Source organism: Streptomyces sp. NPDC085927, assembly GCF_044540975.1.
Lineage (GTDB): Bacteria > Actinomycetota > Actinomycetes > Streptomycetales > Streptomycetaceae > Streptomyces > Streptomyces hirsutus.
This window is the reverse complement of record NZ_JBITSN010000002.1, coordinates 1-26,315: the sequence shown is the minus strand read 5'-3', so window position 1 is coordinate 26,315 and position 26,315 is coordinate 1. Positions and strand designations below refer to the sequence as shown.

At 68.0% G+C, this 26,315-nt stretch carries 21 protein-coding genes and 1 pseudogene; 8 read left to right on the top strand and 14 right to left on the bottom strand.

Features of this window, described 5'->3' with window-relative positions; all coding sequences use genetic code 11:
- Positions 1-115: 115 nt before the first annotated feature.
- Positions 116-841 (top strand): MBL fold metallo-hydrolase, encoded by a 726-nt coding sequence (locus ACIF80_RS05045; RefSeq protein WP_399799534.1) that lies wholly within the window; start codon positions 116-118, stop codon positions 839-841.
- Positions 842-884: 43 nt separating this feature from the next.
- The gene (locus ACIF80_RS05040; protein WP_399799531.1) at positions 885-1,691 is read left to right on the top strand and encodes a DUF3097 domain-containing protein; all 807 of its coding nucleotides are present in this window, start codon (positions 885-887) and stop codon (positions 1,689-1,691) included.
- Positions 1,692-1,859: 168 nt separating this feature from the next.
- Here the strand turns inward: ACIF80_RS05040 and hemW are convergent, their stop codons facing one another.
- From hemW to ACIF80_RS05025, 3 genes are all read right to left on the bottom strand, one after another.
- Positions 1,860-3,092 carry a radical SAM family heme chaperone HemW gene (hemW, locus tag ACIF80_RS05035; protein ID WP_399799528.1) on the bottom strand — a complete coding sequence of 411 codons (1,233 nt, stop codon included), beginning with the start codon at positions 3,090-3,092 and terminating at the stop codon, positions 1,860-1,862.
- Between the two features lie 62 nt (positions 3,093-3,154).
- Positions 3,155-5,335 (bottom strand): SpoIIE family protein phosphatase, encoded by a 2,181-nt coding sequence (locus ACIF80_RS05030; protein WP_399799526.1) that lies wholly within the window; start codon positions 5,333-5,335, stop codon positions 3,155-3,157.
- 179 nt (positions 5,336-5,514) lie between these two features.
- Positions 5,515-5,892, bottom strand: coding sequence for a nuclear transport factor 2 family protein (locus ACIF80_RS05025; protein WP_399799523.1), 378 nt, complete (start codon positions 5,890-5,892; stop codon positions 5,515-5,517).
- Between the two features lie 94 nt (positions 5,893-5,986).
- Here ACIF80_RS05025 and ACIF80_RS05020 point away from each other — a divergent pair, with 94 nt between their 5' ends.
- Entirely contained in the window at positions 5,987-6,166 is a 180-nt protein-coding gene (locus ACIF80_RS05020) for a DUF4291 family protein (protein ID WP_399799521.1), read from the top strand.
- A 116-nt stretch (positions 6,167-6,282) separates the two neighbouring features.
- Here ACIF80_RS05020 and ACIF80_RS05015 read toward each other — a convergent pair whose 3' ends face one another.
- Positions 6,283-7,014, bottom strand: coding sequence for an alpha/beta fold hydrolase (locus ACIF80_RS05015; RefSeq protein ID WP_399799519.1), 732 nt, complete (start codon positions 7,012-7,014; stop codon positions 6,283-6,285).
- 156 nt (positions 7,015-7,170) lie between these two features.
- Here ACIF80_RS05015 and ACIF80_RS05010 point away from each other — a divergent pair, with 156 nt between their 5' ends.
- Positions 7,171-7,566 (top strand): winged helix-turn-helix transcriptional regulator, encoded by a 396-nt coding sequence (locus ACIF80_RS05010; protein WP_399799517.1) that lies wholly within the window; start codon positions 7,171-7,173, stop codon positions 7,564-7,566.
- A 239-nt stretch (positions 7,567-7,805) separates the two neighbouring features.
- Here ACIF80_RS05010 and ACIF80_RS05005 read toward each other — a convergent pair whose 3' ends face one another.
- Positions 7,806-9,866 carry a restriction endonuclease gene (locus tag ACIF80_RS05005; RefSeq protein WP_399799515.1) on the bottom strand — a complete coding sequence of 687 codons (2,061 nt, stop codon included), beginning with the start codon at positions 9,864-9,866 and terminating at the stop codon, positions 7,806-7,808.
- 186 nt (positions 9,867-10,052) lie between these two features.
- Between ACIF80_RS05005 and ACIF80_RS05000 the strand changes: the two genes are divergently transcribed.
- Positions 10,053-10,556, top strand: a complete 504-nt coding sequence (locus ACIF80_RS05000; RefSeq protein WP_399801163.1) for a DUF4291 domain-containing protein — start codon at positions 10,053-10,055, stop codon at positions 10,554-10,556.
- Positions 10,557-10,857: 301 nt separating this feature from the next.
- Here the strand turns inward: ACIF80_RS05000 and ACIF80_RS04995 are convergent, their stop codons facing one another.
- Both ACIF80_RS04995 and lepA read right to left on the bottom strand, forming a co-directional pair.
- Complete coding sequence (locus tag ACIF80_RS04995) at positions 10,858-12,732, bottom strand: AMP-dependent synthetase/ligase (protein WP_399799512.1); 1,875 nt, start codon at positions 12,730-12,732, stop codon at positions 10,858-10,860.
- Between the two features lie 352 nt (positions 12,733-13,084).
- Positions 13,085-14,953 carry a translation elongation factor 4 gene (gene lepA / locus ACIF80_RS04990; RefSeq protein WP_399799509.1) on the bottom strand — a complete coding sequence of 623 codons (1,869 nt, stop codon included), beginning with the start codon at positions 14,951-14,953 and terminating at the stop codon, positions 13,085-13,087.
- 312 nt (positions 14,954-15,265) lie between these two features.
- Between lepA and rpsT the strand changes: the two genes are divergently transcribed.
- Positions 15,266-15,532: a 30S ribosomal protein S20 gene (gene rpsT, locus ACIF80_RS04985; protein WP_399799506.1), complete on the top strand. Its 267-nt coding sequence runs from the start codon at positions 15,266-15,268 to the stop codon at positions 15,530-15,532.
- 228 nt (positions 15,533-15,760) lie between these two features.
- Here the strand turns inward: rpsT and holA are convergent, their stop codons facing one another.
- From holA to ACIF80_RS04965, 4 genes and pseudogenes are all read right to left on the bottom strand, one after another.
- The gene (gene holA, locus ACIF80_RS04980; RefSeq protein ID WP_399799503.1) at positions 15,761-16,750 is read right to left on the bottom strand and encodes a DNA polymerase III subunit delta; all 990 of its coding nucleotides are present in this window, start codon (positions 16,748-16,750) and stop codon (positions 15,761-15,763) included.
- A gap of 58 nt (positions 16,751-16,808) precedes the next feature.
- Positions 16,809-17,054 carry a hypothetical protein gene (locus ACIF80_RS04975; protein WP_399799501.1) on the bottom strand — a complete coding sequence of 82 codons (246 nt, stop codon included), beginning with the start codon at positions 17,052-17,054 and terminating at the stop codon, positions 16,809-16,811.
- 115 nt (positions 17,055-17,169) lie between these two features.
- Positions 17,170-18,111 (bottom strand): arylamine N-acetyltransferase, encoded by a 942-nt coding sequence (locus tag ACIF80_RS04970; RefSeq protein ID WP_399799499.1) that lies wholly within the window; start codon positions 18,109-18,111, stop codon positions 17,170-17,172.
- Positions 18,112-18,115: 4 nt separating this feature from the next.
- A pseudogene (locus tag ACIF80_RS04965) lies at positions 18,116-18,889 on the bottom strand (ComEC/Rec2 family competence protein); the annotation flags it as partial.
- A 250-nt stretch (positions 18,890-19,139) separates the two neighbouring features.
- Here ACIF80_RS04965 and ACIF80_RS04960 point away from each other — a divergent pair.
- The gene (locus ACIF80_RS04960; protein WP_399799496.1) at positions 19,140-21,659 is read left to right on the top strand and encodes a DEAD/DEAH box helicase family protein; all 2,520 of its coding nucleotides are present in this window, start codon (positions 19,140-19,142) and stop codon (positions 21,657-21,659) included.
- A 188-nt stretch (positions 21,660-21,847) separates the two neighbouring features.
- Here the strand turns inward: ACIF80_RS04960 and ACIF80_RS04955 are convergent, their stop codons facing one another.
- Genes ACIF80_RS04955 through ACIF80_RS04945 form a run of 3 tightly spaced genes read right to left on the bottom strand, consistent with a single transcriptional unit; the run spans position 21,848 to position 24,653 of the window.
- The gene (locus tag ACIF80_RS04955) at positions 21,848-22,384 is read right to left on the bottom strand and encodes a hypothetical protein (protein ID WP_399799494.1); all 537 of its coding nucleotides are present in this window, start codon (positions 22,382-22,384) and stop codon (positions 21,848-21,850) included.
- A gap of 57 nt (positions 22,385-22,441) precedes the next feature.
- The gene (locus ACIF80_RS04950; RefSeq protein ID WP_399799491.1) at positions 22,442-23,647 is read right to left on the bottom strand and encodes a hypothetical protein; all 1,206 of its coding nucleotides are present in this window, start codon (positions 23,645-23,647) and stop codon (positions 22,442-22,444) included.
- A gap of 4 nt (positions 23,648-23,651) precedes the next feature.
- Positions 23,652-24,653 (bottom strand): Shedu anti-phage system protein SduA domain-containing protein, encoded by a 1,002-nt coding sequence (locus ACIF80_RS04945; protein ID WP_399799489.1) that lies wholly within the window; start codon positions 24,651-24,653, stop codon positions 23,652-23,654.
- 287 nt (positions 24,654-24,940) lie between these two features.
- Between ACIF80_RS04945 and ACIF80_RS04940 the strand changes: the two genes are divergently transcribed.
- The gene (locus ACIF80_RS04940; protein WP_399799486.1) at positions 24,941-26,068 is read left to right on the top strand and encodes a hypothetical protein; all 1,128 of its coding nucleotides are present in this window, start codon (positions 24,941-24,943) and stop codon (positions 26,066-26,068) included.
- Positions 26,069-26,315 lie beyond the last annotated feature (247 nt).

Here is a 26,315-nt window from a genome sequence, read left to right as displayed (position 1 = left end):
TCTTCGCACGCGAGTGCCAGTCTCCCCGCCCAGTGTACGGCCGGGGGGTACTCCTCGGGCAAGGCCGGTCCCACGCTGTCGCGCGGCGAAAGCCGTAGGCCGTTAGCGTCGCGGTATGACGGTGGCTTGGGAAGAGTCGGGGTGGGAACGGCTGGCGCCGGGAGTGGGGCGGTGCCGGCTTCCGGTGTGGGACTGCACGGCGGGGCTCGTGGTCGGCGCGGACGCGGTGCTGCTCGTGGACGCCGGTTCCTCCCTGCGCGAGGGCGCGCGGTTGCGGACCGAGGCGCAGGCGCTCGCCGGGCGGCGTGTGACGCATCTCGCGCTCACCCACTCCCACTTCGACCATGTGCTGGGGGCGGCGGTGTTCGCGGGCGCGGAGGTGTTCGGCGCGGTGGGCCTGGACACGGTGCTGGCGCGCGGGCACGAGGAACTGCGCGCGGACGCGGAGCGCCACGGTCTGGACACGCGGAAGGCCCAGGAGGCGGTGGACGCGCTGGTCACGCCCCGGCACACGGTGGCCGGCGAGTGGACGCTCGACCTGGGCGGCGGACGGCGGGCACTCCTCGCGAACATGGGCCCGGGGCACACGGCGCACGACCTCGCGGTGCTGGTGCCCGGCGACCCGGGGGTGGTGTTCTGCGGCGATCTGGTGGAGGAGTCCGGCGAACCGCAGGCGGGCCCGGACGCCGTGCCGTCGCAGTGGCCGGGCGCCCTGGACCGGCTGTTGGCCCTGGGCGGCGAGGACGCGGTGTACGTTCCCGGCCACGGCGCGGTGGTGGACGCGGCGTTCGTACGGGCCCAGCGCGACGCCCTCGCGGCTCGTGTCGGCGTGTCGGGCTGAACCTTCGGCCGAACGGGGGCCTGCTTCTCCTATCGTCATCAGAATGCGCCCGTACTCTCCTGACCTGACCCCTGGGTGGAAGAAGTCCCGGCCCGTCCCCGAGGTGCCGGCCGAGCCCGGTCTGGTGGTGGAGGAGCCCGGCAGCGGATTCTGCGGCGCGGTGATCCGCTGCGAGGCGGGCACGGTGACCCTGGAGGACCGCTTCGGCAAGCACCGGGTGTTCCCCCTGGAGCCGCGCGGCTTCCTCCTCGAGGGGCGCGTGGTGACGCTGGTGCGGCCCGCCGCCGGTCCGTCCCGGCCGACCCGTACGGCGTCCGGTTCGGTGGCCGTCCCGGGCGCACGGGCGCGCGTGGCGCGTGCCGGGCGCATCTACGTCGAGGGGCGGCACGACGCCGAACTGGTCGAGAAGGTGTGGGGCGACGACCTGCGCATCGAGGGCGTGGTCGTGGAGTACCTGGAGGGCGTCGACGGCCTCCCGGCGATCGTCGAGGAGTTCGGTCCGGGCCCGGACGCACGGCTGGGGGTCCTGGTGGACCACTTGGTGCCGGGTTCGAAGGAGTCACGCATCGCCGAGGCGGTCACCAGTGAGCACGCCCTGGTGGTGGGCCACCCGTACATCGACATCTGGGAGGCGGTGAAGCCGTCGTCCCTGGGCATCGAGGCGTGGCCGCGCGTCCCGCGCGGCCAGGACTGGAAGACGGGGGTGTGCCGGGCTCTGGGGTGGCGCGTGGCGAACACCGGCGAGGCGTGGCAGCACATCCTCGGCTCGGTGCGCTCGTACCGGGACCTGGAGCCGGAGCTCCTGGGCCGGGTGGAGGAGCTGATCGACTTCGTGACGGTGCCGTCCTGACCCAGGGGTTTCCGCTCCGGGCCCCCTCCTCGAACGCCGGGGTGCTCTCGGCCTGTCCGGCGTTCGAGGACGAGGCCTTTCGGGCCGACAGCGGGGTCCGGGGGCGCAGCCCCGGGGGACAGGAACGGACAGGGGCGGCGGGGGTGAAAAACACCCCTCGGAAGCCCCTCAGTCCACCAGGTCCCGGACCACCCCGTCCGCCAGCAACCGTCCCCGCAGCGTCAGCACGGCCCGCCCCTCCTCGTACGGGCCCGGCTGGAGCAGGCCGTCGGCGAGGGCCCTGCCGGCGGCCCGCAGGCCCTCCGCGCGGAGGAGGGACAGCGGGACGCCCTCCTTGAGGCGCAGTTCCAGCAGGATGCGCTCCACCCGGCGGTCCTCCTCGGAGAGGATCTCGCGCCCGGCACCCGGTGAGCGGCCCTCGGCCAGGGCCGCCGCGTAGGCGCCGGGGTGCTTCACGTTCCACCAGCGCACCCCGCCCACGTGCGAGTGCGCCCCGGGGCCCGCGCCCCACCAGTCGGCGCCGCGCCAGTACAGCTCGTTGTGCAGGCAGCGGCCCGCGTCCGAGGTGGCCCAGTTCGACACCTCGTACCAGTCGAACCCGGCCGCCGACAGGATCTCCTCGGCGATCAGGTACCGGTCGGCGTGGACGTCGTCGTCGGTCATCGGGACCTCGCCGCGCCGGATGCGGCGGGCGAGCTGGGTGCCCTCCTCGACGATCAGCGCGTAGGCCGAGACGTGGTCGGGGCCCGCGCCGAGGGCCGCGTCCAGCGACGCCCGCCAGTCGTCGTCGGACTCGCCGGGGGTGCCGTAGATCAGGTCGAGGTTGACGTGCTCGAAGCCCGCCGCCCGCGCCTCGGCGACACACGCCTCCGGGCGGCCGGGGGTGTGCGTGCGGTCCAGGACCTTCAGGACGTGCTGCCGGGCGCTCTGCATGCCGAAGGAGATCCGGTTGAAGCCGCCCTCGCGCAGGGTGGCCAGATAGGCGGGGTCGACCGACTCCGGGTTCGCCTCGGTGGTGATCTCGGCGTCCGCCGCGAGCCCGAACTCGTCGCGGATCGCGGCCAGCATCCGTACGAGGTCGTCGGCGGCCAGCAGGGTGGGCGTGCCGCCGCCGACGAAGACCGTGCGGACCTCTCGCGGGTCGTCGCCGAGCACCTTGCGGGCCAGGCGGACCTCGTCGGTCAGTGTGTCGGCGTAGTTGTCGCGGGACGCCAGGACTCCCCCGCTGCCGCGCAGCTCGGTGGCGGTGTAGGTGTTGAAGTCGCAGTAGCCGCAGCGGGTCGCGCAGTACGGCACGTGCAGATAGAACCCGAGGGGGCGGTCTGCGGCCCCGGCGAGCGCGAACGCGGGGAGCGCGCCGTCGGCGGGGACGGGCTCGCCGTCGGGGAGTGCGGAAGGCATGTGCTCCATTGTCCCGCACGTGTCCCGGTCCTTTCCCGCGTCTCCTTTCCGCGTCGCGGGTGTCAGTCCGCCTGGAGTACGAGCAGGGCGAGATCGTCGGCCGGCGGCCGCGCGCCGAACTCGTGGACGAGCCGGTTGATGCGTTCCGCTATCAGGTCGGCGTCCAGTCCCACGCAGCCGGCCAGCGCCGTGGCGAGCCCGTCCCCGTCGTCGAACTGGCGGGAGCCGGAGCGCCGCTCGGTGACGCCGTCCGTGACACAGAGCAGGGTGTCGCCGGAGCGCAGCTCGAAGGTCTCGCTGGTGTAGGTGGCGTCCTCGACGACCCCGAGCAGGGTCTGCGGCTGCGCGACGGTACGGACCGTTCCGTCGGGTGCGAGCAGCAGCGGGAGGGGGTGCCCGGCGGAGGCGAGGGTGACGCGGGCGCGGACACGGCCGCGGGTGCCGTCGCCGTCTTCACCGCCGCCGTCGCCGTCGTCTTCGACGAGGGTGAGCTCACCGTAGAGGAGGGACAGGAAGCGGGTCTGCGGCCCGTCCCCGGGGGCGGTCGGACGGGCGCCGGCGGCGACGAGGGCACGGGCGGCGGCGTCGGCGGCTTCCGTGGCGTCGTCCAGGAGCAGCTGGTTGAGGCGGTCGAGGACGTCGGCGACGCGGTAGCCCTCGCGGGCGAGCAGCCGCAGCCAGGGACGGGCCAGCCCGATGACGACGGCCGCCTCGGGGCCCTTGCCCTGGACGTCGCCGATGGCGAAGCACCAGCGGCCCTCGCCGGCCTGGAACAGGTCGTAGAAGTCGCCGCTCGGCCCGCCCTTGTCGAGGGGCTCGTGGACGAGTGCGGAGTGCACGCCGGGGATCTCGGCGACGGCGCTGGGCAGCAGGCCGCGCTGGAGCACGGCGGAGATGGTGGCCTGCCGGGCGTACTGCCGGGCGGCGCCGATGGCGAGCGCCACGCGCCGCCCGAGGTCCTCCACCAGCCCGGTGACCTCGTCCGGGAACCGCCCGATCCCGGCCCGTCCGATCACCAGCGTCCCCAGCGGCCGCCCGCCGGCGACGAGACGGTAGGCGAGAGCGGTACCAAGGGCGGTGCCGGGGGTGGCCGCGGGGGCGACGCCGTAGTCGTACGGCGGGGCGTGGTCCGGCACCTTCGGCAGGCCGAAAGGGGCCTCCGGCAGGCCGAAGCCCTCCGGCAGACGGCCGAGGCCGGCCTGCGGCGGGTCGAGCGCCTTCTCGGGCCAGGGGTAGACGAGCGGGCCGGGGCATAACGGGTCGGAGAGAGGCGGCGGATTCTGCTCGAGCACCTTGCTCAGTTCCTCGACGCAGCTCTCGTCGGCGTGCCAGACCCGGGCGAGGCGGGGCCCGCCGGCCCGTCCCCCGTCGCTCCAGTCGCCATGGCCGGTGGTCTCGTCCTCCAGCCACACCGCGCACCAGTCGGCCAGCCGCGGCACGATCAGCTGGCCGGTGAGCGCGGCGACGAGATCCTCGTCGAGCTGCCCGGCGAGCAGGTCGGACGCCTCGGCCAGAAAGGACAACGCCCCGCGCCCCAGCCAGGCCCCGTCCCGCCGATACGGCCGGGACGCACTCCATTCCTCCCCGTCGGCCCCGCTCCGCGCACCGGGCACCCCGGCCCCGCGCGGCGGCTCCGGCTCCCCCTCGTACGCGTACGCGTATGTCTCGGTCCAGTCGTCCATACCGGCCGAGGCATCGATGCCGTCCGGGCCGCCCACGTCATCCGTGCCGTCCGCCGCGAGACCCCGGGCGGGGACGCGGGCCCAGACCGACTTCGTGTGCGTGCCGGGCCGGTACGTGATCCCCCAGGCCTCGGAGAGCGCGGCCACGAGCCGCAGCCCGCGCCCGTACTCGGGGCTCTCGGGGCCCTCACCGGGCGATGCGTCCGGCTCGCTGTCGCGCGGGGAGCGGGTGGGGTGGCGGTCGGCGACCTCGATGACGAGCGCGCCGGTCTCCGCCTCGAGCCGGCAGCTCAGCCGTACCTCGGTCCCGGCGTGCACGACGGCGTTGGTGACCAGTTCACTGGCGATGAGCGTGGCGTCGTTGCCGGCACGGGTGGTGAGGTGCTCGGTACCGGGCAGCGCGCGTTCCGCCCACTCGGCGAGCGCCGCCCGCACCAGGGCCCGCGCGGACCCCGGGGCGAGGGGACCGCCGGACAGGGTCGCGTCCGCCCGCGCGTACGCCCTCGCGAACGCCTCCGAGGCGGCACGCGAGGTCTCCCGTTGCGTCGGAATGGCCCCCATGGGCAGCTCCCGGACTGTTCGTACGAATACACCTCGATCAATGCCGTCAGGGTGACAGACCGACCCTACCCATAAGCAACGAGTTACCGAAGTGGACCACCGAGAGCGGGAACACTGCCCTCCACCCGGTCAAGAACTGGCCGAAAACCGATCACTTTCGAGCAATCACGTCGGAGCGCTCAGATGCGCCGGACGTAGGGAGCCCGCCACGCGGGCGAAGGGCCCGCGCCGAGCTCCGTCCAGTATGCGCGACCACTGATGATCAGGTCGTCGCGAACGGTCCAGAAGGACGCCACCCGGTGAACGCCCATCGTGGCATGCGGGACCTCGACCTCGGAGACCACGTCGTCCCCGGACGACACGATGCGCAGGACGTCGATCGACCATCCCTCCGGGTACTCCGCGTTGACGCGCACGTAGGTGTCCCGGCCGAGGATGCGTTCCCCACCGACCGGCCACTCCACGACGACATCGGCCGCCAGCAGCGCGCCGACGCCCGCCCAGTCCCGGTCCCGCATGCGGTCCCAGAGCATCCGAACGACGGTCGCAGATTCCATGACCGCATCCTGCACCGCACCACTGGCAGCGGGGGCGGGCTCCCGCCGCGGTAATTCGATGGCGCGTGCGAAACAGTGTGCCCACCCTGTTCCCGTGACAGAACCCAAGCACCGGATCCGCGCCCCGCACACGGACTCCACGGTCACCGTCCACCAGGCGTACCCGCCGGAGATCGGCCTGCCGGCGGCCGGGGAAGGCCGTTTTCCCCCGGTGCGGCAACGGGACCGGATGACGTGGATCAACGGCCTCCTGCCTCTGCCGAAGACAAAGTGACCTCGCATATGGCCCTATGGCGCTTCTTTCGCGAAGCGGGCGGCTTCGTGGGCCGGGTCCGCTGTCCGACGGTGGCGGCCCTTCTCCGGCTCGCTGCCGCAGCCACGGTCCGGACGCTACCGAAGGGTGGATTCAAGCAGCAGTTCGCACAGGTCCGCCGGCATGGTGATCATGCAGTCGTGCCCGGTGGGCAGTTCCCGTATCCATGCTGGGGAGCCGTTGGGCTGTGTTGCGGGGACGGGCCGCCGCACGATGCCTTCCGGCTCTGCGCCGACGCAGTGGATGTGCGTGCGCGGAATGGAGTCCGCGGCAGGGTTGTCCAGCCGGACCGGTTGCCGTAGGCAGCGCACTGGCTGGTCGGAGAGCGTCGCACGCAGCCATGCGACGTCCGCCGGGTCAGTGACTCCGAACAGGCCGAGGGGCGGAGGCATCTCGGGCAGCGGCGGGATGCGCCAGCCGTTGTCGGACTTGGCGGCCAGGTCGATCAGGTTCTGGGTCATGGGCTGCACGTCGACGGCGGTCTCGCCGTGCTCCGGGACCATCGCGTCGAGGTACACCAGGTGCGCGATTCGTTCCGGTACCTCGTTGGCCACGGACGAGACGACCAGCCCCGCGTAGCTGTGACCCACGAGCACCACCTCGGTCAGGTTTGCCTCGTGGATCAGCTTGACGACGTCCGCGACGTGCGTGTCGAGCCCCACCTCGGGACCGAGCAGGTGCGCCTTGTCGCCGTAGCCGGTCAGTGAGGGCGCGAACACGCGGTGTCCGGCCGATTCCAGCAGCGGGACCACCCGCTCCCAGCACCGGCCGCTGTGCCAGGCGCCGTGTACCAGCAGAAAAGTTGACATGAGGGGACTTTTTCCTCTTCGGGGTGTGGAGGCGCGGGAGCATTACGGTTCCTGTTTGTGCCTCGGTACTCTTCGGGAACCGAAATCATCGTGCTGCAACCGCCGCACCCCGATCAATGAGGCACATTTAAGTGCCCCGGTTCTCTGGAGGTAACCATGAGCGGCACAGCGGGCGGCGAGTCGCGGCCGGCGCGGCCGGAGGACCCGTGCCAGGCCCGTGAAGTGCTCGGCATCGTCGGCGACAAGTGGTCGCTGCTGATCGTGCGTAACCTCAGCCGGGGGCCGCGCCGCTTCACCGAACTCAAGCGGGCCGTCGACGGGATCAGCCAGCGCATGCTCACCGTCACCCTGCGCGGCCTGGAACGCGACGGGATCCTCACACGGACCGTCCGCAACGTCATGCCACCGCACGTCAGTTACGAACTCACTCCGATGGGCGAGACCCTCCGCGAAGCCACCGCACCCCTGTTGGAGTGGAGTATCACGCACCTGACGCACATCGACGCCGCCCGCGCCGTGTACGACGCCCGCCCCGACAACTCGCCCGACTGAACCCCGCCCGGCTGTACTCACCCATCGGCAGGTACGGCTCGATGAGTTTCCCTGGTCATCGGTGAACTGTCGCCATGTCACACCCTGCGTTCCATCGCGACCAGCCTCACCAAGGCAGCGAAACGCGCATATTGATCACACCCGCACACAGGCCCTGGTCCCACGAATGGTTTGTGAGCGCGCCTTGACATGGGTCATCAAGCCGCGTTCACAGCCCTCCGCCAGCACAGCAGCCGGATCTACTCGACCTCGATGCCGAAGTCCTGCACGAGCTCCTCCAGGCCGCTCGCGTAGCCCTTACCACCCAGGACGAAGTCCCAGTCCCCGTTCGGCCTTCGGCGGAAGGAGCCGAGTACCAAGGCGGTTTCGCGTGGCCGGCCGTCGGAGACTTCGAGTTGTCCCAACTCCGCCAGCTGCGGGTCGAGCAGGCGGATGCAGGCGTCCGTGAACCCGGAGAGGTCGGCGTCCGGGTTGACCTCTGGGTCGATGGCTGCCACTAGTACGAATCGGTCAGCCCCGTCCGGCAACCCGTCGAACGAGACACAGATCGCGGCCTTGTCGGGTGCGGTGGCAGGTAGAGCACGCACGGAGCCGTCCGGTGTCTGCGGGTTGTTGAAGAACACGAAGTGATCGTCACTGAGGACTCGGTTGCCACGGCAGACGAGAGCACACACATCCAAGGCGACGCTTCCGGTCCACGACATGCCCAGAACGTTGTAGTCGTCGGGCAACGCGGTGTCCGGACCCGACGGGGCCGACTGCGGTGCGGCTTGACGACCGCTCTCACCCAGCCGCCCACGGAGCCCATGCCGATGCAACAGGTCAACGAGCTCAGGACCCGAGATCAGTTCCAACGGCTTGCCGTTGGCGAAAGTGTGGGAGCCGGGCCCGAACCCTGACGTGGTCACGAGGACGCCCTTGTTGGCACCGGCGTCCTGCACGGTCCCGTACAGGTCACGCACAGCGGTGGGTGGCACCGTGCTGCGGTAGCGCTTCACCTGGACGACGATCTCACCGCCTCGGATGGGCGTCGGGTCCAGCGCCTTGACGTCCACACCGCCGTCGTTCGAGCGTTGGGTCGTCACCGCCTGCATCCCCATGGCCTCGAAGAGCTCGGCTACGAGGCCCTCGAAGGCAATCGGATCCATGGCATACAGGTCCGGGTCCTCATCGCTGCCGTGAGCGACAACGCGGTTCCCGACATCCTGCGGCCGCCGACCCGGCCGGACTGACGTGAGCTGGTCCGGCCGAGCCGAAAGTTGCCCTCGCAGCGCGTCAGTCAGGCAGCTGCCCGCGTCGACCTGTGCCAAGTGCAGGTCACGGAACGAAGAGCGCGAAGCCATGACAGTGGCCAGGAAGATATGGCTCGGTCGGCCCGTCGTAGGGTCATGTCCGTCGACGAACCCGTTCAGCGCCACCGACTCAAGCGCGCCCAGCTCGTCAGCGGCGAAGAGTTCATGCAGAACGAGCAGCATGCACTGCGCGAGGACCTCCCGGTAAAGAGCTCGGCGCTGGCCTACCGGGCGAGGGTTTTCCTTGTACTGGTCGGCCCCGGACATGTAACGGACGGACTTGACCTCAGGGACGATGCTGTAAGCGGGCAACTCCCAATCCAGCACCAGCTGCCGGGCCGCAGAATCGTAGGCGGCCGCGACCTGGCGCGGGAAACCTTCGGGCCACGCCGTTGAGGCATAGAGAACAGCGGAGAAGTGCTCCACCACGGAATCGGGATCCCGGCGTCTCACGCCTTCGGTCACCGCGACGACGCCGGCGTTGTGCCGCCGTACTTCGGCGAGCTGAGCATCGGCCCACTGCTGGTACTCCCGCTGGTACGAGGCCAGCTGTTGCTGCCGGTGAGCCTCCGCGGCCTGCGCAGCCTGCCAGTCCCGCTCGAAGCGCGTCCGAGCTTCGGCCTGCGCCTGGGCCCGGCGACCGGCAGTCCAGCCGCCTTGCGTCTGGTACTGATGGAAATCAGGCATCGGCACGGGTTGCGCCAATGGTCCTGGAGCGAAGGGCTGGACCTCTTCGGCGCGCATGAGCGAGGAAACCCTGAAAGCCGGAGCCTGACAGCCTGAAGCGAGAAGGTCCTGCAACGACGCGACCTGCGCGTCCAGTTCCTCTGTGCGACGCAGCGCCTCCGCCTGCCTGTACTCGCGGTGACTCTGGGCGGCTCGCCGCTGGTAGGCGCGCGCTTGCTGAGCTTCCTGTCTCCGACGTCTGGCTTCAACTTCCAGCTGGCGCTGCTGCTGCCGTTGCACCTCGGCCCACGCGCCGACAAAACCAGTAGAGCGACGACTCATGTGTTGCAGGCCCTCCCCAAGACACTCTGGTTGTCCCCACAACCAGGTGTAACGAGACGACTCTATCCAGCAATCGTCGTCCCGCATATCCACTCGTCAAAGGCAGCCTGCCCAGGGCATCCGGGCAGGTCAACGTGACGGGGAGGTAACCAGGGCAGTTCCAGGACGCAGTGGGCGAACTGTTGCATTGGGTCGCCGCTGCACCCGCCCGGAAAGGGCTGTGAACAAGGCTTGACGTGGATCAAGCCGTCGTTCCTGTGGATGATGTACCGCTGCGGATGGGGCCCCAAAGAAGGCCAGGAAACCGTCCTCGCCGTCGAGATCACCCGTGAAGGCTTCGAGTGGGCCCTGGCACACGCCTGCCTGTCCCACTACGAGCACGGGCTCCACACCGACCGCGCCGCCTGGAAGCGCCGGTTGAAGCGGGCCCCGGCCCGGGTGCAATGGGACCCCGAACGCGACCTGCGCCTTCAGCCGCTTCCCCACCGGTCGCTCCAGCCCGGCCTCGCCGGCGAAGCCGCACGTCTCTACGCCGACGAGTGGATCGTCCGCATCACCGACGTCACGCCACTCGCCCACACCGTCCACACCCATGTACGAGACGGAGACCTGGACGCCGCGCGGCACCTCCTGCCCCGTGAACGCCCCTACCCCGTGCACGACGGAAGCCCGGCTCACCTGTACCGATGAGCCGGGCCCACCAATTGGGCCGACCTGTAAGGACAGGCACCGGTCCGGGACGACTTTCCGGACCGGGGGCCCCCTGTCCCGGGACAGGGAGGCGGGCCATCAGGGGCACGCGCAGGGGCCGATCGAGCTGGGCGCATGCCGAGCCCCGCTCATGCAGTCCCTCTTGCACGGTGAAGGCGTCCGCCCCCGGCCCCACGGATCCGGGAGCGCGAGTTCCGGACAGGAAGGGGCGGGTTCCCGGACCGGTTCGGTCCGGGAACCCGCCCCGGTGTTCATGCCCTACGGGGGCGTCCCGTGCGGCTCACGCCTCCCGGGCGCCCGCGTACATCTCGTCGATCAGGTGCTTGTACTCCCGCTCGACCACCGGGCGCTTCAGCTTCAGGCTCGGGGTGATCTCGCCGTGCTCGATGTCGAGGTCGCGCGGCAGCAGGCGGAACTTCTTGATGGTCTGCCAGCGCTGGAGACCCTCGTTGAGCTGCTTGACGTAGCCGTCGACCATCTCGACCGTGGCGGGCGCGGCGACGATGTCCGCGTACGGCTTGCCCGCCAGGCCGTTCTCGGCAGCCCAGGGCGCGAGGGCCGCCTCGTCGAGGGCGATGAGGGCGGTGCAGTAGTTCCGGTCGGCGCCGTGCACCAGGATGTTGGAGACGTACGGGCACACCGCCTTGAACTGTCCCTCGACCTCGGCGGGCGCGATGTACTTGCCGCCGGAAGTCTTGATGAGGTCCTTCTTGCGGTCGGTGATGCGCAGGTAGCCGTCGGGCGACAGCTCGCCGATGTCGCCGGTGTGGAACCAGCCGTCGGACTCCAGGACCTCGGCGGTCTTCTCGGGCAGCCCGTGGTAGCCCTCCATGATGGCGGGGCCGCGCAGCAGGATCTCGCCGTCGTCGGCGATGCGCACCTCGGTGCCGGGCATCGGCTTGCCGACGGTGCCGGTGCGGTAGGCCTCGCCGGGGTTGACGAAGGAGGCCGCGGAGGACTCGGTGAGGCCGTACCCCTCCAGGATGTGGATGCCGGCACCGGAGAAGAAGTAGCCGATCTCGGGTGCGAGGGCCGCCGATCCGGAGACGCAGGCGCGCAGGTTGCCGCCGAACGCCTCGCGGATCTTGGCATAGACCAGCTTGTCGGCGAGGTTGTGCTTCGCGGTGAGGCCGAAGGGGGCACTGGCGGTGCCGGTGCGGCGGAAGTTGTCCTGGGTGACCTTGGCGTACTCGCGGGCGACGCCGGCGGCCCACTGGAAGATCTTGTACTTGGCGCCGCCGCCGGCCCGCGCCTTGGCGGCCACCCCGTTGTAGACCTTCTCGAAGATGCGGGGCACGGCCGCCATGTAGGTCGGCTGCACCACCGGCAGGTTCTCGATGATCTTGTCGACGCGGCCGTCGACGGCGGTGACGTGTCCGACCTCGATCTGGCCCGAGGTGAGCACCTTGCCGAAGACGTGGGCGAGCGGCAGCCACAGGTACTGCACGTCGTCCGGCCTGACCAGCCCGGTCGTGGCGATCGCCTTCGCCATGTACGACCAGTTGTCGTGCGGCAGGCGGACGCCCTTGGGGCGGCCGGTGGTGCCCGAGGTGTAGATGAGGGTGGCCAGCTGGTCCTTGGTGATCGCGGCGACCCGCTCCTTGACCAGTCCGGCGTCCTTCTCCAGCCGGGCCGCCCCGCGGCGCTCCAGCTCGGCGAGGCTGATCACCCAGTCGTCCGTCTCGACGCCGTCCGTGTCGATGACCACGACGTGGCCGATGTGGGGCAGCTCGGCGCGCTTCGCCACCGCCTTGGCGACCTGCTCGGCGTTCTCCGCGATCAGCACCCGGCTGTCGGAGTCCGACAGGATGTAGGCGGACTCCTCGAGGTTCGTCTGCGGGTAGACGGTGGTGGTGGCGGCGCCCGCGCACATGATGCCGAGGTCGGCGAGGATCCATTCCACCCGGGTGGCGGAGGCGAGCGCCACCCGCTCCTCCGGGTTCACGCCCAGCTCGATCAGACCGGCCGCGATGGCGTTGACCCGCTCGGCGGCCTCGGCCCAGGTGAGCGACTTCCAGTCGTCGGGGCTCTCGCCGATGGCGGACGGGACGGGGTAGCGGTACGCCTCGGCGTCCGGTGTGGCGGCGACACGCTCCAGGAAGAGGGTCGCCACGCTCGGCGGCCGGTTCTCGATCAAAGTCTGTGTGTCGCTCAAGACATCCTCCGGGGCCCGCGACGGTGCGGCTGGCTCAGATGCGGCTGGTGTACGACTGGCATGCGGGTGGTAGTCGGCCGGTTACGCTCACGTACCCTTGTTTAACTCGCGAGTAACCGTCAGGCAGGGACAGAGTAAAGGCCCACCGGCGGCTGCGTAAGGGGCCACGGCCTGTCACTTTGCACAGAGAACCCCTTCACGCGCCACAACGGAACCGACGACGGACCGGCCGCGGGCCCCCGCCCGCGGACCTGCCGCGAACGCGCCGAGGCCCGCCGCGCGTGCGCACGGCGGGCCTCGCTCCGCCCGGGGCGCCGGCGGCCCTCCCCCGGCCACCTCCGGTAACCCCCGGTTACTTCTTGCCCTTGCCCGATCCCGCGCTCTCGTCGCTGGAGAGGACGGCGATGAAGGCTTCCTGCGGGACCTCCACGGCACCCACCATCTTCATCCGCTTCTTGCCCTCCTTCTGCTTCTCCAGCAGCTTGCGCTTGCGCGAGATGTCACCGCCGTAGCACTTGGCGAGGACGTCCTTGCGGATGGCGCGGACGGTCTCGCGGGCGATCACCCGGGAACCGATGGCGGCCTGGACGGGCACCTCGAAGCCCTGCCGCGGGATCAGCTCCCGCAGCTTGGCGACCAGCCGGACTCCGTACGCGTATGCCTGGTCCTTGTGGGTGATCACCGAGAAGGCGTCCACCTTGTCGCCGTGCAGCAGGATGTCGACCTTGACCAGGCTGGAGGACTGCTCGCCCGTGGGCTCGTAGTCCAGCGAGGCGTAGCCCCGGGTCTTGGACTTCAGCTGGTCGAAGAAGTCGAAGACGATCTCCGCGAGCGGCAGCGTGTAGCGGATCTCGACCCGGTCCTCGGAGAGGTAGTCCATGCCGAGCAGGGTGCCGCGCCGGGTCTGGCACAGCTCCATGATCGCGCCGATGAACTCGGTGGGCGCCAGGATCGTGGCCCGCACCACCGGCTCGAAGACCTCGTCGATCTTCCCCTCGGGGAACTCGCTCGGGTTGGTGACGATGTGCTCGGCACCGTCCTCCATGAGCACGCGGTACACCACGTTGGGCGCGGTGGCGATCAGGTCGAGCCCGAACTCGCGCTCGAGGCGCTCACGGATCACGTCGAGGTGCAGCAGGCCCAGGAAGCCCACGCGGAAGCCGAACCCGAGGGCCGCGGACGTCTCCGGCTCGTAGACCAGGGCCGCGTCGTTGAGCTGGAGCTTGTCCAGCGCCTCGCGCAGCATGGGGTAGTCGGAGCCGTCCATCGGGTACAGGCCGGAGAAGACCATGGGCTTGGGCTCCTTGTAGCCGCCCAGCGCCTCCTCGGCCCCCTTGTGCTGGCTGGTGATGGTGTCACCGACCTTGGACTGGCGGACGTCCTTCACACCGGTGATGAGGTAGCCCACCTCGCCGACGCCGAGCCCGTCGGCGCTCAGCATCTCCGGCGAGTTGGTGCCGATCTCCAGCAGCTCGTGCGTCGCGCCCGTGGACATCATCCGGATGCGCTCGCGCTTGTTGAGCTGGCCGTCGATGACCCTGACGTACGTCACGACCCCGCGGTACGAGTCGTACACCGAGTCGAAGATCATCGCGCGGGCCGGGGCGTCCTTGACGCCGACCGGGGCGGGGACCTCGGCGACCACCTTGTCCAGCAGCGCCTCGACGCCGAGCCCGGTCTTGGCGGACACCTTCAGCACGTCGTCGGGCTCGCAGCCGACCAGGTTGGCGAGCTCCTCGGCGAACTTCTCGGGCTGCGCGGCCGGCAGGTCGATCTTGTTGAGCACCGGGATGATCGTGAGGTCGTTCTCCATCGCCAGGTACAGGTTGGCGAGGGTCTGGGCCTCGATGCCCTGCGCGGCGTCCACCAGGAGGACCGTGCCCTCGCAGGCGGCGAGCGACCGCGACACCTCGTAGGTGAAGTCGACGTGCCCCGGCGTGTCGATCATGTTGAGGATGTGCGTGCTGCCCTTGTCGTGAGTGGGCGCCCACGGCAACCGCACCGCCTGGGACTTGATCGTGATGCCGCGTTCGCGCTCGATGTCCATGCGGTCGAGGTACTGGGCGCGCATCTGCCGCTGCTCGACCACGCCGGTCAGCTGGAGCATCCGGTCGGCGAGCGTGGACTTGCCGTGGTCGATGTGCGCGATGATGCAGAAGTTGCGGATCAGAGCCGGGTCGGTACGGCTCGGCTCGGGCACGTGGATGGGGGTCGCGGGCACGCAGGGTCCTGATTCTTGAGGCGTCCGCAGTGTCTGCGGTCTCGGGTCGGATCGGATCGATACGTAGCTTCCATGGTCCCACGGGCGGGGAGTGTGGCGCCCCCGGTGGGGACCGGAGGCCCGGCCGGGGGCGGACCGGGACCTGTGCCGGGACCTTGCCGGCCCCGGCCGGGGCCGGGTTTGGGCCGCTCGGCGGGCCGCTGGTATCGTGGGTGGTTGTGTCTCTTGCCCTCTCGGTGCGGGGCACGTCTCAAGAAATTCACCGGTCCGGGACCCGCGCGGCCCCGGACCAGAACCTGTAGAGGCTCATTCGTGGCGAACATCAAGTCCCAGATCAAGCGGAACAAGACCAACGAGAAGGCCCGGCAGCGCAACAAGGCCGTCAAGTCCTCTCTGAAGACCGCGATCCGCAAGGCTCGTGAGGCCTCCGCCGCGGGCGACGCCGAGAAGGCCACCGAGTACCAGCGCGCTGCCGCGCGTCAGCTCGACAAGGCCGTCTCCAAGGGCGTCATCCACAAGAACCAGGCCGCCAACAAGAAGTCGGCGCTGGCTCGCAAGGTCGTGGCCCTCAAGGGCTGAACCGCTCGCTGAGCTGATCTGACCGGATTCGATCCGACCGCTGGAAGGACCCAGGGCGGGCCCTCTCTCTCCGCCCCCGACCGGCACCCCGAGCCTGTACGCGGCCTGCGTTCGCCACGCGGGTACGGGCTCCGAGCTTCACCGAGGACCCCGCTCCGCCCGCCCTTCCCCGGGCGGTGGAGCGGGGTCCTCGGCTTTGCCACGGGCCGGTGGCACGGCCGGGACGCCCTACGCCCGGCCCTTCGACCTGGCCGCGCGGGCGATGGTGACGACCGCCTTCTCCAGGGCGTACCCCGGGTCCTCCCCGCCGCCCTTGACGCCGGCGTCCGCCTCGGCCACCGCCCGCAGGGCGACGGACACGCCGTCGGGGGTCCAGCCCCGCATCTGCTGCCGGACCCGGTCGATCTTCCACGGCGGCATGCCCAGCTCCCGCGCCAGATCGGCCGGTCTGCCCCCGCGCGCCGACGACAGTTTCCCGATCGCCCGTACGCCCTGGGCCAGCGCGCTGGTGATCAGCACCGGCGCCACCCCCGTCGCCAGCGACCAGCGCAACGCCTCCAGCGCCTCCGCCGCCCGTCCCTCGACCGCGCGGTCGGCGACCGTGAAGCTCGACGCCTCGGCCCGCCCGGTGTAGTACCGGCCGACGACCGCCTCGTCGATCGTGCCCTCGATGTCCGCCGCCAGCTGGGACACCGCCGCCGCCAGCTCCCGCAGATCGCTGCCGAGGGAGTCGACCAGCGCCTGGCACGCCTCCGGTGTGGCCGACCTCCCGGTGGCCCGGAACTCGCCCCGGACGAAGGCCAGCCGGTCCGCCGGCTTCGTCATCTTCGGGCAGGCCACCTCCCGCGCCCCCGCCTTGCGCGCCGCGTCCAGCAGGCCCTTGCCCTTGGCGGCGCCCGCGTGCAGCAGGACGAGCGTGATCTCCTCGGCGGGCGCCCCGAGGTACGCCTTCACGTCCTTGACCGTGTCGGCCGACAGGTCCTGCGCATTGCGCACGACCACGACTTTGCGCTCGGCGAAGAGCGAGGGGCTGGTCAGCTCGGCGAGGGTGCCGGGCTGGAGCTGGTCCGGGGTGAGGTCGCGTACGTCCGTGTCGGCGTCGGCGGCCTTCGCCGCCGCCACCACCTCCTGCACCGCACGGTCGAGCAGGAGGTCCTCCTGGCCCACGGCGAGCGTCACGGGGGCGAGAGGGTCGTCTTGAGCTGTCTTCCTGGCCATCGCGCCAAGCATCGCACGCACCACTGACGGCGATGGTTCCCGACGTCACGGCACCGGGTCAGGGCTCTTCGCGCCAGCCGTCCCACTCCGCCGCGAACTCGTCCAGCGCGCCGGCATCCAGCCGTTCCCTCTCGTCGCGCAGGACGACGAGCCACTGGGCGTCCTCGGCGTCGTCCTCGCCGGCCAGGGCGTCCCGGACGAGCTGCGGCTCCTCGTCGATGCCGAAGCGCTCGCCCAGTTCCTCCGCCACCGCTTCCGCGGCATCCCTGTCGGGCAGCACCAGCACATGTCTCACATCGCTCACGGCAGCCATTGTGGCGGGCACCCGGCGGACGGCGAAGACCAGGTCGGCCCGCCGCCGACCGGCCGTCGGCCGGTCGTCGGCCGGTCAGCGGCCGGTGCTGCCGACGGGTTCCCGATCAGCCGGCCCGGTGGGGATCTCTCACGGTCGGCACCTGGGCGAGGTGGATCCCGAACCGGTCCCGGTAGTACGCGAGCACCTCCTCGTCCGTCCCCAACTCCCGCTCCTCCCGCGCACCGTTCGCCGCCGTCGTGGTGGCCCGGCGGCCGCTGAGCGTGACCCTCCCGCCGTCCTCGGTGACCCGGGAGCAGACGAGCGACCGGGTGAAATGCGACTGCGGCGAGGTGCTGTGCCACCACGCCCCGGTCACGAAGTCGCCGAGCGCCCTCGGGCGCTGCTCCAGCCGGTACACCCGCTTCCCGTCCCGCAGCACGTCCAGGTCCGCTACCGGGGCGACGTCCTGACCGCCGCGCACCCCGGCCGCGTCCGGCGCCGCCCCGGTGATCCGGAACGTGCCCCCGGGGTCCTTCTGGTCCCCCCGCTCCCCGAACGCCAGCGGCAGCAGGCAGTGCGCCCCGAACCCGACGTCGGCCAGCAGGTCGTCCCCGTCCGGGGTCCGTACCCGCAGGGCGAGATGGTCGTACGGGATGCCGAGCCGTCCTCCGTCGCCGTACACCCGCGCGGCGAGCAGGGTGACCTCGTACCCGAGGGCGGTGAGCAAGGTGCCGAAGGCTCCGTTGAGTTCGTAGCAGAAGCCGCCTCGCCGGCCGCTCACCACCTTGTCCATCAGCCGTTTCCCGTCGAGCGCGATCTCCTCACCGAGGTGGACCGAGAGGTTCTCGAAGGGCACGGTCCGCAGGTGACGCAGGTGCAGCTCGCGCAGCGCGTCGGCGCTGGGCCGGGCCGGTCGCCCGACGCCCAGCCGCCGCAGATAGGCATCGACCGCCGTCGCGTCCGGACCGGTGCCGGTGCCGGTGCCCGCTCGCGTGCCCGCGTCCGGGCCCGGACCCGCTCCCTCGGTCGGGTCCACGTTCGTGTCGTCGTGCGCGGCTTCCCTCATGCCCTCAGTGTCGCGCCACCCGCAGCTCTCCGCCCTCGTCCTCACCACCGAGCACCGCGATCGCCCCGTCCCGGTCCGTCCGCAGCACCGCGGCACCGGCGTCCCGCAGCGCGGCGACCGTGCCCGGGGCCGGATGCCCGTACGAGTTGTCCCGCCCGGCGGAGATCAGTGCCAGCCGGGGCGCCAACCGGTCTACGAGGCCGGGGTCCTGATACGCCGAACCGTGATGGGCGACCTTGAGGACGTCGACGTCCGCCAGTCGCGCCGCCGCGGGCGACCTCGCCAGGGCCCGCTGGGCCGGCGGTTCCATGTCCCCGAGCAGCAGCAGGCGCAGCCCCGCCGTCCGGACGAGCATGGCCACACTGGCGTCGTTCGGCCCCTCCGGTTCCGGGGCCGACCACATACCTGCGGGCTGTCCGGTGGTGGACGGTGGCCACACCACCTCCCAGGACAGGTCTCCCGTGCGCCGCCGCTCCCCCGCGACGGCACGCGTCACGGGCAGGTGGCTGCCGGCCGCGAGCCTCCGTACGAACCGGGCCTGGTCGGCGGGTTCCTCCAGTCCCGTCGTCGCGATGCCGCCCACCGAACGTCCGCGCAGGACGCCGGGCAGGCCCGCCACGTGGTCGGCGTGGAAGTGCGTCAGCACGACCAGCGGGACCCGGGTGACGCCGAGGGAACGCAGGCAGCGGTCGACCGGGGCCGGGTCCGGGCCGGCGTCCACGACCACGCCGGTGTCCTCGCCCGCCGCCAGCACCGTCGCGTCGCCCTGCCCCACGTCTTCTCTGTCAAGTTCAGCGTGTTGAAGCTGGAGGCCGGACGGGACCCTACGGAGATCACTGCTGATCCCGTTCATTGAAGGATGTCAACGGTTGGCGCTGAAGCGCCAACCGAGGACAAGTCGTCCCCCACCAGACCGGCTAGCGCCGACAGCGTCACTCATCGTCGTACACCGAGGTGACCGACAACGGCATGATGACAATGGGAGACCGGCAGCGACCGCGGCCGGCGGGAGAGGGGACTCGAAGAACATGCCTCTGGATCTGAGCAGATTGGGCAAGGGCGACCGTGCACCTCTCATCCGACCACGCGACATCTTTAACGGACTGCCGAACCGGCCCTTCCCGTACCTTCGTCAGGAGCAGGGTGAGGTACTCGAATCATGGTTCGATATCAGGGATAACCATGACGTCGTGATCAAACAGAACACGGGGGGCGGCAAGACGGTCGTCGGCCTGCTGATCGCGCAGAGCACATTGAACGAGGGCATTGGCAAGGCCGTTTATCTCACGCCCGACAACTACCTGGCGTCCCAGGCCCGAGCCGAGGCCCAACGGCTGGGACTAGCGACGGCCAGCGACCCGGACGACATGGAGTTCCGTGGCGAGCGGGCAATCCTGGTCACCACTTTCCACACTCTCATCAACGGCCTGTCCCGCTTTGGAGTGATCGGCGGATCACACCCTCCCATGGATCTGGGCGCCGTGATCGTCGACGACGCCCATGCCGCGCTGGCGGCCACAGAGGCTCAGTTCACGCTCAACATCGCCCGCGGGCACGACGCCTATCAGCCGCTCCTGGACATGTTCGAGGGCGACTTGCGCCGACAGTCTGCGAAGGCATGGGCAGACATCAGTACAGCGGAGTACACGGCGGCCATCCGTGTTCCGTTCTGGGCCTGGGCGGACCGGGCCCAGGAGGTAATGGAGTTGTTGCACCCGCACCGGGAAAAAAGCGATAAGTTCCGGTTCGCGTGGCCCCTGATCGCGGACGTCCTCCCGCTGTGTTCCGCGACCGCGACCAGTCAAGGCTTCGAGATCCGTCCGCCATGCCCGCCGACCCACATGATCCCGTCGTTCGCGAAGGCCCGCCGCCGCGTCTACCTCACTGCCACTCTCGCAGACGACAGTGTGCTCGTAACCTCGCTCGATGCCGACCCGGAACTCTTGGTCAAACCCGTCACTCCAGGAAGTGCGGCGGACCTCGGCGACCGGCTGATCCTTTCTCCGCTGGCGCTCAACCCGAACCTCGACGCCGGGGCCATCAGATGGCTTGCCCGGCAATTCGCCAACGGCGACCGGAACGGCGACGGTGCCCCCGACTCAGAGCCGATCAACGTCGTCGTCATCGTGCCCAGTGGGCCGGCAGTGGAGCCGTGGAAGCCATTCGCAGACGCCGTACTCAGAGTCAATGACCTTGCAGCCGGAGTGGAATCCCTCAAGTCCACACGCGGTCGGCTCGTGGTCTTGATCAACAAATACGACGGGGTCGACCTGCCCGGCGACGCCTGTCGCCTCCTGATCCTCGACGGTGTCCCCACCCCGATGAGCGGCGCCGACCGCCGCGAAGCGGATGCCCTGACTGGGAGCCCGACCGTCACCGCACGTGAGATCCAGAGGATCGAGCAGGGCATGGGGCGAGGCGTGCGTGATCGGGATGACCACTGCGCAGTTCTCCTTCTCGGAGCCAACCTCGCCCGAGCCACGACGGAGCCTAACCGCCTGTCGATGTTCTCCAATGCGACCCAGGCCCAACTTGGGCTCAGCCAGGAACTGGCTCTCCAGATCAAAGGCGAGGGAATCAACTCGATTCGGGAGGCTCTCTCCGTCTTCCTCAGCCGCGATCCGGCCTGGGTTGAGGAGAGCCGGCGTCGCACGGCCACGGTCCGCTACGCCGAGTACACGAGAATCCGCCCCGAGGCCATCGCGAGTCGGAAGGCATTCGACCTGGCCGTCGTCGGCCAGACCAGCAACGCGGCTGAACGTTTTGTTCAGGTGATCAACCAGACGGATGACGCAGCCTTGCGGGGATGGCTGATGGAGCAGCGGGCTGGATACGTTCACTTCACCGACTCGCACCAGGCTCAGCAGGTGCTCGTGAACGCTACGGGACTCAACCACGCGGTGTTGCGACCGGCTTCCGGCATCGCCCCCGCCAAGGCCAAGGCCGGGGCCGTTCAAGCCCGAGAAGCAGCCGCATTCCTGGCCGCAACATACGACAATCCAACCCAGCTCGTCCTCGGGGTCAAGGCCATGCTGGAGGATGTCACCTGGGACGAGGAGCGCACGAACCAGGCCGAAGTCGCCTGGCAACAGCTAGGACGACACCTCGGGTTCGCCAGCAGCCGCCCCGACAAGGAGAGCGGCGGCGAAGGTCCAGACAACCTCTGGATTCTCAGTCCGACTCGACATGCCGTCACAGAACTCAAAACGGGCTGCACCACGAACACCATCTCGAAACACGATCTCAACCAGCTCGGCGGCAGCGTCCGGTGGGATCGCAGCGAATATCCGGAAGCCACTCCCTTGCCGGTCATGCTCCACCCCAGCAACGTTTGCGACTCGCTGGGCACCCCGGAGCCAGGCATGGTCGTCATCACGCCAGACAAGCTCGACGCCCTCAAAGCCGCCGTAACCAAGTACACGGTTGCCCTGGCCGACGGACTGGGTCTGTGGCGGGACGAAGGCAGCGTTGCCACCCACCTCGTGGCAAACCGCCTGAACGGAGATCAACTTTTCAATACCTACGCCATCCCTGCGCGCAAGCTCTGAGCCGATCTCGACGCGGGGCCACCGACCTCGGCCGGCGGCCCCAAGTGTCGAACTCTGTAGGCCACCCTGTCCAGCAACAGCGCCACGCCCGTCTTACTTGCAATCTCAAAAGAGAAGGATTAATCGAGCTTTTCCCTTATTGGGATATTGATACGGGAAACAGAACCTGCGAATGAGGGTGGTTGGGCTTAGCGCCCTCTATAGATGACTTCATCCGCTGTCGGTTCGTCTTCAATGTAGTCATGAGGGTGGGCATCCAAGAAGACGCCCCGAGGCAGGTCACTCAAGTGCACGAGAAGCTTCGTTCCCACTTCGAGTTCGAACGCTGCGCAGTGAAACCTTTGAGGACTGAGGAGAACCTCCTCCGGATCGACCGCGACCTGGCCGTCAACGTAGATGTGGATGGCCTCCACTCCGCCAGCCATCCACCCCTGAGAGCCGCAGGCCGGGCACTTTACTGGTGCTTCTCGACCCATGGTGATCATGGGCTTACTGGTGATTGCAGCCAGAACCACGTCACGCTCTTTGGGTGACATGTGACCGAAGCGCTGCTCGAACAACGAACGAGCCTTCACCAACAAAGCTTCCGCCGAGACGCGCTCCTGTCGCACCTGTTCGTCGACGAGTTTGTCGTGCAGGACCAGGTATGGGCCCCAGTAGCCGTTCGGATCAACTTCCAGTTCCTCGAGAAGCGGGTCAACCAAGCGCGGACAGGCGGTGAACACTACTTCAGATTGCGCCGAGTCGTGTATCGCGCTGTGCCACTTCGTGAAAGCACGAGGTTAGTGAACAGCGGGGTTGTAGCTTCCCCAACGAATATTCGACCAGCCGTTCAAGCCGTCACGGAAGTGAGAGTAAATGTGCTGGTTGAACGGGACGCGCTCTAGAGGAACTTCGGCATAGCCGCCCCACTCAACGAGGTCGACCTCAGAAGCGTGGTGGATGCAATAAAGGAAGCGGTCATACAGCGGCGCGTCGTTGAAGAGAAACCAGAAGTACGGGTAGTCCTCGGAGACTGCCCGAATGAGGGACCACAAATCAGCCGTTCCGGAATCTGTGTAGTACTTAGCAGGAGCTCGGTCAACAACTCCAGCCACTTCCCCTAGCAGGCCAGCCACGCAGAAGCAGACATAGAGTGCCGCGAGGAGTTTCGCGGCGTCTGTGTACGGCTGGCCAATGCCAACCCCAGTCTGACCGTTGTGCCAGTTGCTGCGCTCATGCAGGTCTCTAACTGCGCCATGAGTGGGATGCAGGAACTTACCGAGGAACGTGTAATGAGCCTCAATGCGGTAGAGCACGGCCGGGTCAGCCAGGCCATTGAGCTCTAGGCACTGTAGCAAGGCGTCGTACGACAGGTAATGCTTGTATCGCCAGGCCTCTTCATCTTGCTGACCTCGTATCGCCTGCTTGGTCTCAGTCTCCGGCTCGTAGTACTGGAAGTAGTTTTCCTCCTTGAGTCGCATCACCTCGGGGCGAAACTCCTGGAACTGGAAGAAGTGAATAGGAATCATGAAGTCCGGGTCGTCTCGGTCCTTCAGACCTTCGTAGACGTACATGATCCGGTGCTTCGCCCGCCGATACTTCCTGACCTCAAGACAGCTTGACTTTCCTTCGTCCTGAAGCCGCGCAAGTTCTGCTTGCTCCTCACGCAGCCGCGCCTTGAACTGCCCCTCTGTCAAACGCTCACCCGAAAGGTCGGCCAGTTGGAAGTACTTGTTACCGCGACACATCAGGAGAAAGAGAAGGTAGTGCTCAAGGAGAGAGCGGCTAAGCCCCAGGGAGTCGGCAATCTTGTCGTTCTCTATGAGGAGCAAGCAACTCTCGGCCGTCTCCATGCGTAGGTTGACGAACTCAAACATATCGCCATACATACTGGAAGCTGTTTCGCCGCTGACTCGTTTGCTGTCCCATGCACAATATTCAGCAATCATCGCGCGGGTTGCCCCTACCACGCGTTCCATCTCTCGCTTCAACGCATCGCTGCTCACAGCGCTACCCCCTCAACGCGCTCAAAAGCTGCTCGGCCTGAGCAAGCAGCTGGTCGTAAGTCATGACGCTGATGCCGTGCAGACGTGCGTTGAGTCCATGCAGAGCCTTGACTTGGTCCTCCGACCAGTCATGAGAGCGACCAATGATCAAGATGGCACGGGGATGGTAGGCCACTACTTCAGGGTGATCACGCAGGCCCCTGGCGGCTGCCTCGTGCAGCGCGTCGAGGTAGCGGTGGCACTGCCCAATCGCCATTGAGACGTCACGACTCCAGAACCAGCACTTGTGCGTGTTGTCGTAGGAGATCACTGGCATGTCCGGGCGCTTGAGCTCGAAGATGTCTCGCAGTCCGTTGGCAGTCTGCGCCAGCAAGCCGTCTACGGAGTCGCCCAGTGCGATGGTCCGCACCTCATCACGCATGGTGTACGCGTTACCGAAGACCCATCCGTGGCGCTCACACCACTCCTGGTACGTCTGTTCCTTCTTCTCGCCGCTGTCCAGGTTGGTACGCAACTGACCGATGGCCAGCGAGAGTTCCGTCAGACGCACACTGGACTGCACACCCTTGAGAAGCTCCGCTCCATCCTCGGTATCTGCCAGGGAACGCAGCACATCCTCGTCAGCCACAAGCGGCGCGATGGCCTTGCCAACAGCTATCGGGTCCCGACCAGAGAGACCGGTACCGGTGCCATCGAGGCGCAGCACGAGGAAGTCACCATCCTGACGCCCCTCAGCGACAGCCAGACTCTCCTCAAGCACCCGCTTGAGCTCTTTGACTTCCTCGTGGTTCAAAGTGAACTCTACGGGGAAGAGACCGAAAATGCGCCCCTCGCGCTTTTTGTAATAGAGGAGCTTTGCCGCCACCTGATCGCCGTCCGTGCGCTTAATGTACTGCGGTAGTACTTCGAAGCGGCGCTGCGGAGTGCTGGCAATCACGATCGGGTCAGTGAAAGAAACGCGCTGCGACTGTGCCTGCCGGCGCGAAACCTGGCGCTCGTCGGTCATGAGCTATCTCCCGTTGATGTTTGACGGAGATTGTGAGCGTTACAGGATGAAAGAGCAACCCTTGGCCATAGCTGAACCTTGCCCGAGAATGGATTAACAGACAGCTCTGACACGCTTTGCACCTTTTCCGACGGTGCGGCATCTGTTGCGCACGGGGTGCACAGAGGGAGCCAGGATCGGGCCTACAGTCTCGGCAGGCCAGGCCAAGCGACACCGACAGGCGAGCGCCTAGCTGTCTCTGCGATAGCGCTCTGTTTACATCCTGGCACTTTAAGTAAGATTGATTCATGCAACCAAGCGACTTTTTCGACCTCGAAGAAAACGCGTTTTGGGATGGAGCAGACCCATGGAATGAGTCAGCGCGGATGAGTGAGGTTTTTCGGTCAGACCTTGTAAGACAGCTCCGGCTAGGCCCTGTCAACGACGTCGATGACCTGGAAGCCGCCTATGCGCTAACCCAACTTGCACACGATGAGTTTGAGAAGTACGGAACTCGAAGCAGTGACGCCAAGCTCGATGACGAACAGAGCGGCACCGTCATTCGTACGCTGCGCGCACTCCTGAAACGTCTTGGCATAGACTTCGCTCCCCCGTTTCGCAACTTCACCGGTTTTAGAGGGTACTGGGGAGAGAACGACATGGGTGGCTCATGGGCTGCCCGGCGGGGCTATGTGAACGCCCTTTTTACGCCCGTCCTCGAAAGACTGGAAGAGATGGAGGACGAACGCGTACAGACAGCATCCATCAAGGGTGTGGATGGTGAGCTCAAGAACTTGATCTTTGCGTCTACCGGGCCAAAGCCGCGCATAGTACTCAGAGACTCGATCAACAACGTCATCGAGGTTACGGAGAACGGTGAGTATTGCCTGTTCTACGACCGTCCCCTTGATCGAGCCGGCCTCTCCTGGGGAGCACTCGTCAGTTGGTGGCGAGACAAGGGCGGGCTTGCGGCCGCGGGCGATGCTGAGGTCGCGCGCGACCTGTACGGGAGGCTGAGCGAGTCTCTAGGTGACAACCCCGTGGAACGGCTGCTGTTCAGAACTTACTGCGAGCGGTACGCCTCTGACGAGGCCAGCTCGCTCCCTGCACTCATCCCGCAGGTGTACTTGCACTATGACCCGCTCACTCATAAGCAACGTGGTGGTCGCTCCAGCGCCCTCTCCCGAGAGCGTATGGACTTCCTGCTCCTCATGCCGAACGGGGTGCGCATCGTCCTGGAGGTGGACGGTAAGCAGCACTACGCCGAGGGTGACAAGGCATCCCCCAAGCTCTACTCAGAAATGGTTGCCGAGGACCGAAGGCTGCGGCTCAAGGGTTACGAGGTGTACCGGTTCGGGGGCTACGAGCTGGGTGGTGAAGGTGCGGCCGACATGCTCCGCGAGTTCTTCAACCAGCTGCTCGCCAGACACCAGTGACGCTGAGGTTTAAGGGGCGGGGTGACAGCGTTATGGAGGCTCCAGTGCCAGTCCGGTCCCGGCGATGAAGCCGTCTGTTCTGCGAGAACCGCCGCCGGCAGCTGGAGGAGAGAACTCCATCAGCCCCGGAGCGGTTCAACCACCGCTCCAGTCTTAGAAGTCATCTCATTTGGTGAGTCTGCGGTAGCAGATCAGGGTGCAGGCGATGCTGGTGAAGGCCAGGAAGTGGTCGGCCTTGCGCTCGTAG